This is a genomic window from Methylomicrobium album BG8 (assembly GCF_000214275.2).
GTDB lineage: Bacteria > Pseudomonadota > Gammaproteobacteria > Methylococcales > Methylomonadaceae > Methylomicrobium > Methylomicrobium agile.
Genome location: NZ_CM001475.1, coordinates 4,082,544 through 4,097,834, shown reverse-complemented (window position 1 = coordinate 4,097,834; position 15,291 = coordinate 4,082,544). Strand labels below are relative to the sequence as shown.

The following is a 15,291-nucleotide window of genomic DNA, read 5'->3' as shown; positions in this document are numbered from 1 at the left end:
TAAGCGATTGTCTTTCGGCGGCCAACAAACCCGTTAGAAATTTTGCCAAGTTCCAAGTAAGATACCGCAGCAAGTTCACTCGCTGGGGAGCCTTCATGAACCGTTTCGCCCGTCTGTGCTTTGTCTTGTTTTTGGGTTTTTCCTCGGCCCAGGCCGTGCCGCTGGCGCCGGAGCGGGCGCCCGAACCGCTCAAGCCCTGGATCGACTGGGTCCTTCACGATAGCCCGGAACACGGCTGTCCTTTCCTGTACAACCGCTTCGACGAAAAGCACTGCGGCTGGCCGACCGAACTGGCGCTGGACATCGGCGACCGGCGCGGCGCGTTTTCGCTGCGCGGCGCGGCGTTCCGGGATGGCTGGATCATGCTGCCGGGCGACGACAGGCACTGGCCGCAGGCGGTCACGCTGAACGACGGTTCGGCGGAGGTGATTAGCCGGAACGATTTGCCCGCGCTCAAATTGGATAACACTGGCCCGGAGCCGAAGGCGTACCGGATCAAGGGCGAATTTTTCTGGGACGCGATGCCCGAAACGTTGGCGGTACCGGCCGATACCGGGCTGGTGAGCCTGAACGTAAACGGCAGCCCCGTGCCTTACCCGGTATTCAGGGACGGCCAGATTTGGGTGAGAGCCCCGGAGCAGCGTCCGGGCAAGCCCGCGGGCATCGAGAACAAAGTTGTATTGCAGGTATTCAGGCGCATCGTCGACGAGGTGCCCCTGGAACTGATCACCCGGCTGGTACTCGACGTGTCCGGCGAACCGCGCGAACTGAAGCTGGCCGTGCCGGTGCCGGAAGGCTTCATTCCCTTGCATTTGAGCAGTCCGTTGCCGGCGCGGCTCGAAGACGACGGACGGCTCTTGCTCCAGCTGCGCCCCGGCCGCTGGCAGGTCGATCTGGCCTATCGGAGCGCCGGGCCGGTCGAGTCATTGCCGTTCCAGGCGCCGGCTGTCACGGACGAGCAGGAAGCGGCCTGGCCGGACTCGGAAATCTGGGTCTTCGATGCGCGCCCGGCGCTCAGGGTCGTGGAAGTCGAGCAAGTCGGCGCGGTCGATGCGAACCTGACCAATTTGCCGGACGACTGGAAAGCCTGGCCCGCTTACCGGATTGAATCCGGCCAGGCGATGCGGTTCAAGGTGATCCGGCGCGGCGATCCGGAGCCCGAACCGAGCCAGCTCAATTTGACGCGCAAACTGTGGCTCGACTTCGACGGCGGGGGCTATACCGTCAACGATACGATCAACGGGCGAATGACGCGCGGCTGGCGGCTGAATGCGCTGCCGGAGCTGAAGCTCGGCAAGGTCGCGCTGGACGGCAGCGATCAACTGATCACGCGCCTCGAAGGCTCCGGCAAGGAAGGGGTCGAAGTCCGGCGCGGGATCCTCTCGCTGGAGGCGGACAGCCGCCTGACCGGCGCGATCGGCAAGATCAGCGCGGTCGGCTGGGAGCAAAGCTTCCAGCAGGTCAGCGCCGAGCTGAACCTGCCGCCGGGCTGGCGCCTGTTTGCGGCGGGCGGCGTCGACAACGTGCCGGATTCCTGGATCGCCCGCTGGACCCTGCTTGACCTGTTTCTGGTGCTGGTCTCGGCGCTCGCGGTCTACAAGCTGTGGACGCCATTGTGGGGAGGCACCGCGGTGGTCGCGCTCGCGTTGATCTGGCACGAAGCCGGCGCGCCGCATTATGTCTGGCTGCATCTTCTGGCGGCAACCGCGTTGATCCGGGTGCTGCCGGAAGGCCGTTTCCTGCAATTCACGCGCTGGTACCGGCGCGCGAGCTGGCTCGGCCTGATCCTGATCGCGGTGCCGTTCATGATCGATCAGGTACGCATCGGACTTTATCCGCAACTGGAAAGGCCCTGGCAGAGCCTGAGCGCGCCGCCTTCTCCGGTGGCCGCGCAAATGGCCGCGCCGGAAGCGGACGCGATGAGTGAAGCAAGAGAGCCGCGGCGAATGTTCAGCAAATCGAAAATGGCCGAAGCGGTCGGCAGCGTCGCCGAAGGCATGGCATATATCGAAAACCAGCCGGCCGACGTCGAACGCGTCGACCCGAACGCGAAGATTCAGACCGGGCCGGGCCTGCCCACCTGGCAGTGGCATAGAGTGCTGCTGACCTGGAACGGTTCGGTCGACCAGGGCCAGACATTGACGCTCTGGTATTTGCCGCCCGGATTGACGCTGGCGCTGAATTTTCTGCGCGTTGCCTTGATTGCGGTGCTGGCGCTCTTGATGTTCGGGGTTGCCGAAAAATGGATTTTCCGTTTCAAAGGCTCTCCCGCGTTGATTTTCTGGTGCTTGCTGATGCCGGTGCTGTCGCTGCCGTCCGAACAAGCCCATGCGGATTTTCCGGGCCAGGCGGTGCTGGATCAATTGAAAGCCCGCCTGCTCGAAGCACCCGACTGCCTGCCGGCCTGCGCCGAAAGTTCGGCGATGCAGATCAAATTCGACGGCGAAGCGCTACAGCTTTTGCTGGAAATGCATGCGCAGCAGGACGTTGCGGTACCGCTGCCGGCGGATGACCTGCAGTGGTTTCCGAATCGGGTGACCGTCGACGGCGTGCCCGCTCCGGGGTTGTTCCGTACCGGCAACAATCTCTGGCTGCATCTCGATCCGGGCCGGCATGCGGTCGTGCTGCGCGGTATTTTGCCGGCGACCGGCCAATTTACCCTGCCGCTGCCGCTGAAACCGCATCGGGTGACGGTGGAGGGCAGCGGCTGGGAAACGGTAGGAATCGGCGAAAACGGCCTGCCGGGCGAGCAACTGCGGTTCGAACGCGTGCAAAAGGTCCAGGACAAGACTCAGGCCGAGGCATTGGCGCCCGGCGTGCTGCCGGCGTTCGTCCGGATCGAACGCACGCTGCAGTTGGGCCTGGACTGGCGGGTGACGACCCGGATCGTCCGGCTGTCCGAGCCCGGCTCGCCGGTTTTGCTGTCGGTGCCGCTGCTGTCCGGCGAAGCGGTCACCACGCCCGGCGTGCGCGTCAGGAACGGCAGGGCCGACGTAAACATGGCGGCCGGCCAGAATGAAATGGCGTGGGTGTCGACGCTCGCCAAAGCGGACAAGCTCGAACTGGCCGCTGCGCCGACCAACCCGTGGATCGAGGTTTTCAGGGCCGACGTGAGTCCGGTCTGGCACATCGAAACGTCGGGCATTCCGATGATCTACCTGAATCACGAACAGCGCTGGCTGCCCGAATGGCGGCCCTGGCCCGGCGAGAAAGTCGTGCTGGCGGTTTCGCGGCCGCAGGCGGCTGCCGGCCGGACGCTGACGATCGACAATAGCCGGCTGACGGTGACGCCCGGCAAGCGCATCCGCGATACGGAGCTTTCGCTCAGCCTGCGCAGCTCGCAAGGCGGACAGCATCCGCTCTTGTTGCCGGAGGCTGCGGAACTGCAGACGGTCGCGATCGACGGCCAGCCACAGCCTTTGCGCCTGGAAGGCCGCAAGCTGGTCCTGCCGATCAGGCCCGGCACGCAAACGGTCACGCTGCGCTGGCTCGAAGCGCAGCCGATTGCCGCCAGAGTGGCCACGCCCGAGGTCGACCTCGGCGCGCCCAGCGTGAATGCAGGCCTGAACATCCGGCTCGGCGAAGACCGCTGGGTGTTGTGGGTCGACGGTCCGAAAATGGGGCCGGCGGTGTTGTTCTGGGGCGTATTGATCGTGCTGGCGCTATTGTCGGCGGGGCTCGGCAGGATACCGCTGACGCCGCTGAAACACTGGCAGTGGTTCTTGCTGCTGGCCGGGCTCAGCCAGATTCCGCTGGCGACCGCGCTGGTCGTGATCGCCTGGCTGATGCTGCTCGGCTGGCGATGCGGAAAATCCGCCGCCGAGATCCGCTATTTCAACGCCCTGCAGGTTCTGCTCGGCGGTTTGACGATCCTGTCGCTGGGAATCTTGTTCGCCGCGGTTTCGCAAGGCCTGCTGAATACGCCCGACATGATGATCACCGGCAACCAGTCATCCCCGTATTCGTTGAACTGGTACCAGGACAGAAGCGCAGCGCCGTTGCCGAAAGCGGCCGTCGTTTCGGTGCCGCTGAAGGTTTACCGCCTGTTGATGCTGGCATGGTCGCTGTGGCTGGCCGCCGCCTTGCTGAATTGGCTGAAATGGGGATGGGGGTGCTTTTCGAGCCGCGGCTTGTGGAAAAAGAGCCCGCCGAAAGCGGCGAAACATGAGGCGCAGGCGAATGTCGGTCATCCCGAATAAGGGCCTGCGGCAGGTTTAACGGGACCTGGAGACAAGCGATGTCGATATTTCGCCTTCAGCAATTCTCGGTCAGCCAGGAACGGGCGGCGATGAAAATCTGTACGGACAGTTTGTTGTTCGGTGCGATGATGCCGGTCGGTTCGGAAGATCGCGTGCTGGACATCGGCGCCGGCTGCGGCCTGTTGTCGCTGATCGCGGCCCAACTCGGCGCCGGCCGGGTAACCGGCGTGGAGCTGATGGACGACGCGTGCCGGGAGGCGGCGGAAAATTTCCGCCGCAGTCCCTGGGCCGACCGGCTGCAGGCGGTTCGGGACAGCATTCAGCATTTCGCGGACATGGCATCCGGCCGCTACGACCTGATCGTCAGCAATCCGCCCTTTTTCGAGGACCATTTGAACGCCGACGAGCCGATGCGCAATGCCGCCCGTCATAATGTGCATCTGACGCATGCCGAACTTGCGGGGATCGCGGAGCGGCTGCTCGCGCGGGAAGGGGTGTTTTATGTATTGCTGCCCGTGCAGTCGGGGATAACGTTTACCCGCTTGGGCGCGCAGGCCGGTCTACATTTATGGCGCCAGACCGTTTTCCGAGGCTATGCGCACAGCAAAGCCAAGGTAGCCGCCTTGACGTTCGGCCGGCAGCCTGTGCCGGGACCGGTTTTCGAAACGATTACGGTTTATGACGAGCCTGGTGTCTATTCGGCAACGGCCCGGACCTGTCTGGCGAAACTTCTGATGCGCTTCGCGGAAAGCGAAAACGCCAGGGACAGTGGTTGAAAGAGCCGATGGCGCAAGCACTTCCTTGTGCCTGCCCGGGAAGATGACTTTTAGTTGACTACGCGGTGTCCGCGGTTGCGCATGCAGGTCGCATACGCGCGCTTGTAATCGGTTTCGGCTTCGTAACCTTGTTTGGCGCCGCCGCCGAAACCGCCTGCCGCCGCGCCGATCGCCGCGCCCGCGCCCGGATTGCCGGTGAAGGCGCCGACCACCGCGCCGCCCGCCGCGCCGATCAATGCGCCGGCGCCCGCGCCGATCGCGGTTTCCTTGGTCGTGCCGCCGGAGGCCTGTTTGGCGAGCTGCTGGCATTCGGCCATATCCTGATTGATTCGATAAGCATTCGGGTCATTGTAAGGGTCTACAGTCGGCTGCCAGCCGCCGTAGCTGTAGCAGCCCGTCAGCAGGACGCTGCCGATAATGACCAAGCTTAAAGCTGATTTTTTCATGGGTTTACCTTCTTTAAATTTTAGTTGGAACAAAGTGTAGCCGATCTTTGATGAATAACGGATGAACGGTCTGATCTTAATCCGATCATATTATAGCTCTCTTAAACTCCGCAATGGAGGCCTGCGGACTACCCGGCGCAACCCCCACAGGCCCGACAACCAGACGATCACGGCGTTGAGTAAAGGGACGGTCAGCCATAAGTCGCGGTGTAGCTGGAACGGGATATGCATTACTTGGCGGTACAGCGCAAAGTTCAGGGATTCGGCGATCAATACGCCGATCACTCCTGAGATAGCGCCAAGGCAGAAAAATTCAATGCTCTGCATTTTCCTTAGAAAGCCGCGCGAGGCGCCGAACGTCCTGAGCAGCGCGCTTTCGTGGATACGCTGGTCCAGCGTGCCGTACACGGACGCGAACAGGACCGTCAGCGCGGCCGACAAAGCCAGGTAGAACAAATAATTCACCGCTTCCGTCAATTGCGTGAACAGCGTCTGCAATTGCCGCAGGATCCGTTCGACTTCGAGGATGGACATGCCCGGGAATTCTTTTGCCAGCGCGTTCAATGCGCTTTTTTTCGCTTCCGGCAGATAAAAACTGGTCATCAGAGTAGAGGGAAAATCTTCCAAAGTGCCGGGCGAAAAAATCATGTAAAAATTCGGCTTCATCGATTCCCAGCGCAGCGCCCTGAAATTGGCCACAGTCGCTTCGAACTGCCGCCCTCCGGAGCTGAAGGTCAGGCGGTCTCCCACTTCGATGCCCAGACTGTCGGCAAGTTTCCGTTCGACCGATACCAGGCCGGGCGCGTCTCGATTCCACCACTCGCCGGCCGCAATCGTATTCTCTTCCGGCAGCTCGCGGCTCCAGGTCAGGCTCAATTCGCGGTGCGTGGCGTTGTCGCCCTGCGAGCCCTTGACCGCGATCCGCTGCACCGGCGTTTGGTTGATATGTGTCAGCCGACCCCGCACGATCGGATAAAACGGGCTGCTTTCGATGCCTTTGGCTTGAAGGGATTGTTTGAACGCCGCCAACTGGTCGGGGAAAATGTTCAGCGCAAAATGGTTTGGCGCATTGTCGGGTAATTGTTGACGCCAAGTATCGAGCAGCTCATTTCGAACCATTAGACTCGACAATATCGCGGCCAGCGTGACGCCGAATGCCAGAATCTGGGCAATGCTCGCGCGCGGTTCGCGGAGCAGGCCGCGCCAGCCGAAACGCCAGCTCAGTGGCAGGCGGGGCAGCAGCTTGCGGGTCGCGGACAGCATAGCCCAAATGACCAAGGCGAGCAGCAGCAATGCTGCAATCGTGACGACGGCGACGACCGCGGTCATGCGGGCGTCGCCGGTGTAGCGCCAGACCAGCGCGCAGACCAGCGTCAGCGCCAGGCCGTAAACCAGCCAGGCGCTGCTCGGCAACGGTTCCAGCTCGTGGCGCAGGATTCGGAGCGGCGGTACCCGCTTAAGGCGCAGGATCGGCGGCAATGCAAAGCCGAAGAGGATAATCAGGCCGGCGCCGGCGCCGAACAGTACCGCGAGGATGCCCGGCTGCTGCGCCAGCGAAGCGGGCAGCAAGGGGCGCAGCAAGAGGAACAGCCCTTCCTGAAACAGCCAGCCGAATCCGCAACCCAGCGCGCCGATGGCCAGTCCCAGGATCGCGAACTGCAGGCAGTAGAGCCTCAGGATTTCCCCCTGCGTGCAGCCGAAACAGCCGAGCAGGGCCGAGGCATCGAAATGGCGTTCGCTGTAGCGCCGCGCCGCCATCGAGATCGCGGCGCCGGCAATGATCACCACCACGATGCTCGACAGGCCCAGGAACTGTTCGGCGCGGGTCAGCGCCGAGCCGAGTTCGGGCCGGTCTTCGTGAACGTCCAGCAGGCGCTGCGAGGGATTCAACTGCGGTTTCACGAAGCGCCGGAAGGCGGACAGCGCTTTCGAGTCGCCGCTGAACTGGAAGAACCGGTGCACATGGCTGCCGGGCTGGATCACTTTGGTCGCTTCCAGGTCGGCTGCGTTGATCATCACGCGCGGCGAAAAACTGAAGAAGCCGCCCTGCTGATCGGGCTCGTAGGTCAGGATTTGAGTGATCCTGAGCTTTTTCTCGCCGATCGTCAACACATCGCCGAATTTCAGCTTCAGTGCGGACAGGATACGGCGTTCGACCCAGGCTGCGCCGATTTCAGGGCCGTGAGTGACGACCGTTTCGGTCCGGTGCTCGGCATCGGCGGTTTTCAAGAAGCCGCGCAACGGATAGGCGGCGTCGACCGCCTTGATGCTGGCCAGCAGCATTTCGTCGTTCTCGATCAGCATGCTCGAAAACTCGGTCGTCCGTGCCTCTTTCAGACCCAGCCGGCGGGCTTCGGCCAGCCATTCCGCCGGGATCGGGCCGGGGCTCTGGATGACCAGGTCGGCCGCCAGAAATTCGGCGGTTTGCGCGGTCATCGCCCGTTCCAGGCGGTCCGCGAACAGCGAGGCGGCGGTCAGGGCAGTGACCGCGATCAAGAGCGCCAGCATCAGCAGCGTCAACTCGCCGGACCGCGCTTCGCGGCCGAGCAGGCGCAACGCCAGTTTCATTCTGTTCATATCTGCCTCCCGAAAGCCAGTTTGACCGTGCGTCCGCAGCGTTCCGCCAGCGCGGCGTCGTGGGTCACCAGGAGCAGGGTGGTGCCGTTTTCCCGGTTCAATTCGAATAAAAGATCGATTACCGTCGCGCCGGTCCGGCTGTCGAGGTTGCCGGTCGGTTCGTCCGCGAACAGGATCCGCGGACGGGTCGCGAACGCGCGCGCCAGCGCCACGCGCTGTTGTTCGCCGCCGGAGAGCTGCTTCGGGGTATGCTTCAGGCGTTCGCGAAGGCCCACCCGGACCAGCCATTCGCGGGCCTTCGATGTGGCCTGCCGGTCGCCTTTCAGTTCGAGCGGCAGCATCACGTTTTCGAGTGCGGTCAGGCCGGACAATAACTGGAACGACTGAAACATGAAGCCGATCAGTTCGTTGCGTAGCGCCGCGCGGCCGTCTTCGTCGAGTTGGGTCAGCGAGCGGCCGTCCAGCCGGACGGAGCCGGCGCTGGGCGTGTCGAGTCCCGCCAGAAGCCCGATCAGCGTCGATTTGCCGGAGCCGGATTCGCCGGTGATCGCGACGCTCTCGCCGCGCCGGATCCGTAAATCGATCGAGTTCAGGATAGGCAAGACGCCTTCGGAAGTCGCCACCGATTTGCTGAGGTTTTCTGTTACGATAATGTCCGTCATGGATTCGTTGCGCGGGTTAGTTTAGTCATGTTGTCGAAATTAAGTTTATGGCTGGGTGCGGCCTTGTTTTCGCTCAATCTACACGCCGAAACGGTGGTGGTGCTGGGCGACAGCATCAGCGCCGCCTACGGGATCGAAGTCGAGCAGGGGTGGGTACGCTTGCTGGAGTCCAAACTGCGGCAGGCGGGCAGCAAGGCCCGGGTCCGCAACGAAAGCATCAGCGGCGAAACCAGCGCCGGCGGCCTGGCCCGCATCGACCGCATCCTGGACGAGCAAAAGCCTGCCGCCGTGATCGTCGAGCTCGGCGCGAACGATGGCTTGCGCGGACTCTCGCCGGCTGCGTTGAAGCACAATCTGGGCGAGATCATCCGCCGCAGCCGGGAGCGCGGCGCGAAGGTGCTGCTGCTCAGCATGACCATCCCTCCGAATTACGGTAAACGCTATATCGATATGATTTATAATGTGTACCACGAATTATCCCGGGAAATGGCCGTGCCTTTGGTGCCGTTCATCCTCGAAGATATTGCGCTGGCCGAGGAACTGATGCAGCCCGACGGCCTGCATCCGAATGCGAAAGCCCAGCCGCTGATCGCGGACAAGATTTGGCGGTACTTATTGCCTTTACTCAACACATCACCTGAAAAAAGAGATTGAAGGATGCACATTTTGACATTGGAAAAAGCCAATTTGATTATACAGACTGCGATTGCCAAGGCCAGAGAACTGAAAATGGCGCCGTTGACCGTGGTGGTGCTGGATGCGGCGGGGCATTTGAAAGCGATGCAGCGGGAAGACGGCGCCAGCATGATCCGCCAGGATATCGCGACCGCCAAAGCCTGGGGGGCGGTCAGCATGGGCGTGTCGTCGAGAAGCCTAGCCGGCGTTGCGGTGCAGCGGCCGGACTTCATGAATTCGTTGGTTACGCTGTCGCAGGGGAAGGTGATGCCGGTGCCGGGCGGCGTACTGATTCGCGACAAGGAAAATAATCAATTGATCGGCGCGGTCGGAATCAGCGGCGACGTATCGGACCAGGATGAGCGCTGTGCGATCGCCGGCATCGAGGCGGCCGGATTTGCGGCAGGCGTATAGGAAGCGGTGAACCGGCATCGGTTTGGGGAAAAGGGAGTTTCCAGGCTCCGGGCCGCTTGCTGGGGAAGGCGGAAGTTTTTGATTAGGCAAGGACGCTCCGGTTTGTCAGGATATACGTAATCGCCGGACCGGGCACAGGAAGTGAATGGGTAACTTGAACTTGCTTTTGCGGGGAAGAAGACTGAATCGGTTTAGGTGCGGTTTTTGGGAGCGCCGAAAAAGGAATGTTGCATCTCCCGCCTGCGCCGTAACGTACTTTCGTCCTTGAACCGTAGGTTCAAGTGGAGGCTGGATCGGTAAATCAGGCTTCCCGACAAGTACGGGCATGCTCACCATTGCCGGATGTTCGCCCCCGGGGTAAAAATAGGTTCAGGAAACACCCAATACATTTCGAACGCTGCAGGAGATACAAGGTTCTATTGTATCGCGTTTATCGATTTTCCAAAACGTTTTCTATTTTCTGGATCATGCTGGCCAGCGACGAGCCGAAATCGAAACGCAGGCTGTCGTTCTGGCTTTTGAGAAAGGAAAGCTCGTGCACAAGGTTCAGTGCCGCCATCACGGCGATCCGGTCGGCACCGTTCACTTTGCCGGAGTCGCGGATTTGCCGCATTTGCCTGTCGAGCAGTTGCGCCGATTCGATCAGGCGTTGACGCTCTTCCGGTTCGCAGGCGATTTTATATTCTTTGCCCATGATCGTCAGGGCGACCGCTTCTTTTTTGACCGTGCTCATGAACCGTGTTCCATCGCTTTCAGGCGGGAAATCATCGCTTCCACGCGAATCCGGGCCTGTGTGGTTTTTTCGATCAGTTTCGCTTTTTCCTTTACCAGGGCTTCCTGTTTGATTTTCAGCGAATGATTTTCGTTTTTGAGTGCATGGTATTGTTCGATCAGCAAGTCCAGCTTTTCTTCAAGCTCTTTCAATTCGAGTGATTGATTCGGTTGTGTGTTCATCGTCATCCGAACTTGGCGTTAAGGGTGTTAGGAGATGTTTTTCATGCCGGGCATAAACACGAAATACTTTCTGTTAAAATGACGGACATCAATGAGTTACCCCGATGCGAATGCCATTATACACATATTGGGCAAGTGCCGGTAAGAGGATTGCGCACGGAAAACAGGCTATTTTCCACTCTTCCGGAAGGCGGCGGCGAATGCGCGGGATAGCGTATTTATCGGCATGCGGCGCTTTTCGGTGATAGCATAGCGACATTCATCCCGTCTATTCGAATCATGACCTACCAGGATATAGACAGTTTTTTCAAAGGCAGCGACGAAGCCAACTCGGCTGCGGAAGCGCACGGTTTGGCGACCGGCATGTTGTGCGTGAATGGGCAGACGCAAAGCACCGCCTGGATCAAGCAGCTGTTTGACCAAGGCGACGATATCGGAGCCGAGCAGTCGCGACAGCTTGCGCAACTGTTCGAGGAAACCAGGGCGTCTCTGGAAAGCGGGGATTACGGCTTCGAGCCGTTTCTGCCTGCGGATGACGTTCCTTTAAGCGAGCAGATCGCCGCGCTTGCCGATTGGTGCCAGGGTTTTTTGTTCGGCGTCGGCGCGCTGTACCGGAACGGCGAACAATCCGGCCAGACCCGCGAAATCCTTCGCGACATTGCCGAATTTACCCGGCTGGACCCGGATGCGGAGGGTGAAGAAGACGAGGTTGCGTTCATGGAGGTCACCGAATATCTGCGTACCGCGGTCTTATTGTTGCGCGCCGAACTCGGCTCGAACCGGCGCGCCAGGATTCATTAACCGGCAATACCCATCATGAAACAAAGCGAATTCAAAAAACGCCGCAAGCAGCTGATGCAGCGCGTCGGCAAAGGCAATATCGCGCTGATCGGCAGCGCGGCGGAACGCGTCCGCAACCGCGACGTGCATTACCCCTATCGGCAGGACAGCGATTTTTATTACCTGACCGGCTTCAACGAACCCGAAGCGCTGGCCGTATTTATCCCCGGCCGGGAACAGGGCGAATATATCCTGTTCTGCCGGGAATACGACGAGACCAAGGCGCTGTGGGAAGGCGCCCATGCCGGGCTCGAAGGCGCGGTCAAGCATTATGAGGCCGACGATTCGTTTCCGATCGACGATCTCCACGAAATTCTGCCCGGCATGCTCGAAAACAAGGGCAAGGTGTTCTATCCGCTGGGGCGCGACCCCGATCTCGATCACAGCCTGCTCGAATGGATCAATCATCTGCGCGGCCAGACCCGCCGGGGCATCACCGCGCCGGGCGAACTGGTGTCGCTCGAACACATCCTGCACGAGATGCGCCTGTTCAAGAGTCCGGCCGAACTGAAACTGATGCGGCGCGCGGCCGAAGTGTCGGCCAAGGCGCACGTCAAGGCGATGCAGGCCTGCAAGCCCGGCCTGTACGAATATCAGATCGAGGCGGAGCTTTTGTACCAGTTTTACCAGGGCGGTTTGCGCCATGTCGCCTACCCAAGCATCGTCGCCGGCGGCAAGAATGCCTGCGTATTGCACTACATCGAAAACAAGGATGTGCTGAAGAGCGGCGATTTGCTGCTGATCGATGCGGGCGCGGAGTGCGACCATTACGCGGCCGACATTACCCGCACGTTTCCGGTTTCCGGCCGGTTTACGGAGCCGCAGAAACAGCTTTACCAACTGGTGCTCGACGCGCAGTCCGCGGCGCTCGAACAGATCCGGCCCGGCCTGCCCTGGAATGCGGCGCACGATGCGGCGGTCGAAATGATTACTAAAGGCCTGGTCGAGCTGGGTATCTTGAAGGGCAGGGTCAAGAAACTGATCAAGGACGAGAAATACAAGCCGTTTTTCATGCACCGGATCGGCCACTGGCTCGGAATGGACGTGCACGATGTCGGCGACTACAAGGTCGAACAGGAATGGCGCCTGCTCGAACCCGGTATGGTGGTAACCGTCGAGCCCGGCCTGTATATTCCGCACGATTACGAGAAGGTCGAGGAAAAATGGCGCGGCATCGGCATCCGGATCGAGGACGATGTGCTGGTGACCCAAGGCGGTTACGAATGCCTGACGGCTGGGGTGCCGAAAACGATCGACGAAATCGAAGCCCTGATGCAGGCCGCCTGATGCAACCGGCATACGATTTATTGATCGCCGGCGGCGGGCTGGCGGGTAATTGTCTGGCCCTGGCGCTGCGGGACTCGGGCCTGAAGCTCGCGATCATCGAAGCGAACACGCGCGCCGAGCAGCGGGTGTCTCCTGCCGGCGACCGCGCGCTGGCGCTGGCGGCCGGCACGGTCACCCTGCTGGATGCGCTGGATGTCTGGCAAGGCATCCGGCAGGCCGCTACCCCGATCGAGACGATCCACGTATCCGATCGCGGCCATTTCGGCAAGACCCGGCTGTCGGCCGAACAGGAAGGCGTCGAGGCGCTGGGTTATGTGATCACTGCGCGCGATCTGGAAGGGCACGTTGCGGACCGCGTCGAAGCGACCGGCATCGAACGGCTTTGTCCGGCGCGGGTCGCGGGCCTCTATTCCGGCGTGGACGAGATCGGCGTCAGCCTGAAACTGGGCGGCGAGTCCGTTACCTTATCCGCAAAACTGCTGGCCGGCGCCGACGGCGGCCTGTCGTCGGTGCGCAAACTGCTCGATATCGGGCAGCAGGTGACCGATTACGGGCAGACCGCGCTGGTGACTACGGTCAGCACTTCGCGCCCTAACCGGTTCACTGCGTACGAGCGCTTTACCGCCTCGGGGCCTTTAGCGTTGTTGCCGGTAGGCGAGCGGCATTCGGCGGTGGTCTGGACGCGTACCCGGGAAGATGCCGAGACGCTGCTTTCGCTCCCTGAAGTCGAATTTACCGCCGAGCTGCAGGCCTGCTTCGGCTACCGGCTCGGCGAACTGGCCCTGGCCGCGCCGCGGCGGGCGTTCCCGCTGACCTTGATTCGCGCGGAGCGAATGATCGAAGGACGCGCGGTGATTGTCGGCAATGCGGCGCATCAATTGCATCCGGTCGCGGGCCAGGGATTCAATCTCGGCCTGCGCGATGTGGCCGCGCTGGCGGAAGCGCTGCTTCAGCAGCATGCGCAAGGCGGCGATATCGGCGAACCGGCGCTCTTGAAGGCTTACGCCGAGGCGCGGCGCCGGGATCATGAGCGCACGATCCGTTTTACCGATCGGCTGATTCATATTTTCTCGAACGAATGGCTGCCGGTGGCGGCGGTCCGGAATGCCGGCTTGTGCCTGCTCGACCGGATTCCGGCGGCCAAATCGCTGCTGTCGCGGCATGCGATGGGCCTGTCCGGCCGGCTGCCGCGCCTCGGCGCCCGGAGATAAACGATGAGCGAACGTTTCGAAGTGATCGTGGCGGGCGGCGGCATGGTCGGTGCGGCGGTAGCCTGCGCGCTCGGTCATGGCGGCGTGCGCGTCGCGTTGCTCGACAAAGCGGCGCCTCCGCGGGAGTGGCCGCCGGAGCCGGTCGATATTCGCGTTTCGGCGCTGACCCGCGCCTCGCAACGGATCCTGGAGCGTTTGGAGGCATGGCCGGGCATGGTGCGCCGCGGCGTTTCCCCGTACCGCGAAATGCGCGTTTTCGATGCGCGCGGAGGCGGGGAAATGCATTTCGATTGCGCGGACACCGAATACGGCGAACTCGGCCACATCGTCGAAAACCGGGTGACGGTCGCCGCGTTGTGGGACGTACTCGATACGCTGGACAGTGTAACTTGCATCACGCCGGCGGCGGTTTCCGGGATCGAGGCCGAACCGGACGGCGTGCGCCTCAGGCTCGACGATGGACGGATTTTTGCGGCCGATCTGGCGGTCGGGGCAGACGGTCACGATTCGCTTCTGCGCAAGCTGGCCGGTATCGGCGTAACCGGCTGGGATTACGGCCAGCACGGGCTCGTTGCAACGGTGACCACCGAGCTGAGCCATCGGGCGACGGCCTGGCAGCGCTTCCTGGACGAAGGCCCCTTGGCGTTTCTGCCGCTGGCGAACGGCCGGTGCTCGATCGTCTGGACCTTGCGCTCGGATACCGCGAAGGCGCATCTGACCCTGCCGGATGCCGATTTTCTGGCCGCCTTGGCGCAGGCTTCGGATGGATTGCTCGGCAAGATGCTGGCGGTGGGACCGCGCGCGGCTTTTCCTTTACGCTTTCAATATGCCAACAGTTATACCGCGGATCATCTGGCGCTGGCCGGCGATGCGGCGCATGTGATGCACCCGTTGGCCGGGCAGGGCGCAAACGCGGGCCTTCTGGATGCGGCTGCCCTCGCGGAGGTGATCCTGGAGGCCAGGCGCGGACAACGTTCGTTGGCACGACGGGGCTTGCTGCGCCGGTACGAACGCTGGCGTAAAGGCGACAATCTGATCATGATGGGCAGCATGGATGCCTTGAACAAGGTCTTCGGAAGCCGGACTGCCGGGTTGAGCGAATTGCGGTCAGCAGGCATGGGCTGGGTCGACCGGGCTGGGTTGCTGAAGAACTATTTCAACCGCTATGCGATGGGGCTGCGCGACGATTTGCCTTCCCTGGCCAAAGGCAAGGATTGCTGGTAGCGTTTATCCCGCTAAAACCCTCATTT

At 61.7% G+C, this 15,291-nt stretch carries 13 protein-coding genes and 1 other RNA gene; 8 read left to right on the top strand and 6 right to left on the bottom strand.

The window, feature by feature from the left end; genetic code table 11:
- Positions 1-95: 95 nt before the first annotated feature.
- Positions 96-4,199, top strand: coding sequence for a hypothetical protein (locus METAL_RS17875; protein ID WP_005374625.1), 4,104 nt, complete (start codon positions 96-98; stop codon positions 4,197-4,199).
- 38 nt (positions 4,200-4,237) lie between these two features.
- A complete protein-coding gene (locus METAL_RS17870) occupies positions 4,238-4,975 on the top strand; it encodes a tRNA1(Val) (adenine(37)-N6)-methyltransferase (RefSeq protein ID WP_005374624.1) in 738 nt (245 codons plus the stop codon).
- Positions 4,976-5,025: 50 nt separating this feature from the next.
- Here the strand turns inward: METAL_RS17870 and METAL_RS17865 are convergent, their stop codons facing one another.
- The 3 genes from METAL_RS17865 to METAL_RS17855 all read right to left on the bottom strand — a co-directional run bounded on the left by METAL_RS17865 (position 5,026) and on the right by METAL_RS17855 (position 8,660).
- The gene (locus tag METAL_RS17865) at positions 5,026-5,421 is read right to left on the bottom strand and encodes a glycine zipper family protein (protein WP_005374623.1); all 396 of its coding nucleotides are present in this window, start codon (positions 5,419-5,421) and stop codon (positions 5,026-5,028) included.
- A 90-nt stretch (positions 5,422-5,511) separates the two neighbouring features.
- Positions 5,512-7,998, bottom strand: coding sequence for an ABC transporter permease (locus METAL_RS17860; RefSeq protein ID WP_005374622.1), 2,487 nt, complete (start codon positions 7,996-7,998; stop codon positions 5,512-5,514).
- Positions 7,995-8,660, bottom strand: coding sequence for an ABC transporter ATP-binding protein (locus tag METAL_RS17855; RefSeq protein WP_005374621.1), 666 nt, complete (start codon positions 8,658-8,660; stop codon positions 7,995-7,997). The genes METAL_RS17860 and METAL_RS17855 overlap by 4 nt, the downstream gene beginning before the upstream one ends.
- A gap of 27 nt (positions 8,661-8,687) precedes the next feature.
- Between METAL_RS17855 and METAL_RS17850 the strand changes: the two genes are divergently transcribed.
- Positions 8,688-9,314 carry an arylesterase gene (locus METAL_RS17850; RefSeq protein WP_005374620.1) on the top strand — a complete coding sequence of 209 codons (627 nt, stop codon included), beginning with the start codon at positions 8,688-8,690 and terminating at the stop codon, positions 9,312-9,314.
- Positions 9,315-9,317: 3 nt separating this feature from the next.
- Positions 9,318-9,749 carry a GlcG/HbpS family heme-binding protein gene (locus METAL_RS17845; RefSeq protein ID WP_005374619.1) on the top strand — a complete coding sequence of 144 codons (432 nt, stop codon included), beginning with the start codon at positions 9,318-9,320 and terminating at the stop codon, positions 9,747-9,749.
- Positions 9,750-9,978: 229 nt separating this feature from the next.
- On the opposite strand, the gene ssrS is transcribed toward METAL_RS17845, so the two are convergent.
- From ssrS to METAL_RS17835, 3 genes are all read right to left on the bottom strand, one after another.
- Positions 9,979-10,158, bottom strand: a non-coding RNA gene (ssrS, locus tag METAL_RS21230) — 6S RNA.
- 21 nt (positions 10,159-10,179) lie between these two features.
- A complete protein-coding gene (locus METAL_RS17840; protein ID WP_005374618.1) occupies positions 10,180-10,482 on the bottom strand; it encodes a cell division protein ZapA in 303 nt (100 codons plus the stop codon).
- Positions 10,479-10,703: a TIGR02449 family protein gene (locus METAL_RS17835; protein ID WP_005374616.1), complete on the bottom strand. Its 225-nt coding sequence runs from the start codon at positions 10,701-10,703 to the stop codon at positions 10,479-10,481. Before METAL_RS17835 ends, METAL_RS17840 begins: the two co-directional genes overlap by 4 nt.
- Before the next feature lie 279 nt (positions 10,704-10,982).
- Here METAL_RS17835 and METAL_RS17830 point away from each other — a divergent pair, with 279 nt between their 5' ends.
- From METAL_RS17830 to METAL_RS17815, 4 genes are read left to right on the top strand one after another with little or no spacing between them, the layout of a single operon-like run.
- Positions 10,983-11,504 (top strand): UPF0149 family protein, encoded by a 522-nt coding sequence (locus METAL_RS17830; protein WP_005374611.1) that lies wholly within the window; start codon positions 10,983-10,985, stop codon positions 11,502-11,504.
- Positions 11,505-11,519: 15 nt separating this feature from the next.
- Positions 11,520-12,830, top strand: coding sequence for a Xaa-Pro aminopeptidase (gene pepP / locus METAL_RS17825; RefSeq protein ID WP_005374609.1), 1,311 nt, complete (start codon positions 11,520-11,522; stop codon positions 12,828-12,830).
- The gene (gene ubiH, locus METAL_RS17820; RefSeq protein ID WP_005374608.1) at positions 12,830-14,041 is read left to right on the top strand and encodes a 2-octaprenyl-6-methoxyphenyl hydroxylase; all 1,212 of its coding nucleotides are present in this window, start codon (positions 12,830-12,832) and stop codon (positions 14,039-14,041) included. The genes pepP and ubiH overlap by 1 nt, the downstream gene beginning before the upstream one ends.
- A 3-nt stretch (positions 14,042-14,044) precedes the next feature.
- Entirely contained in the window at positions 14,045-15,265 is a 1,221-nt protein-coding gene (locus tag METAL_RS17815) for a UbiH/UbiF/VisC/COQ6 family ubiquinone biosynthesis hydroxylase (protein WP_005374606.1), read from the top strand.
- The last annotated feature ends 26 nt before the right edge of the window (positions 15,266-15,291 follow it).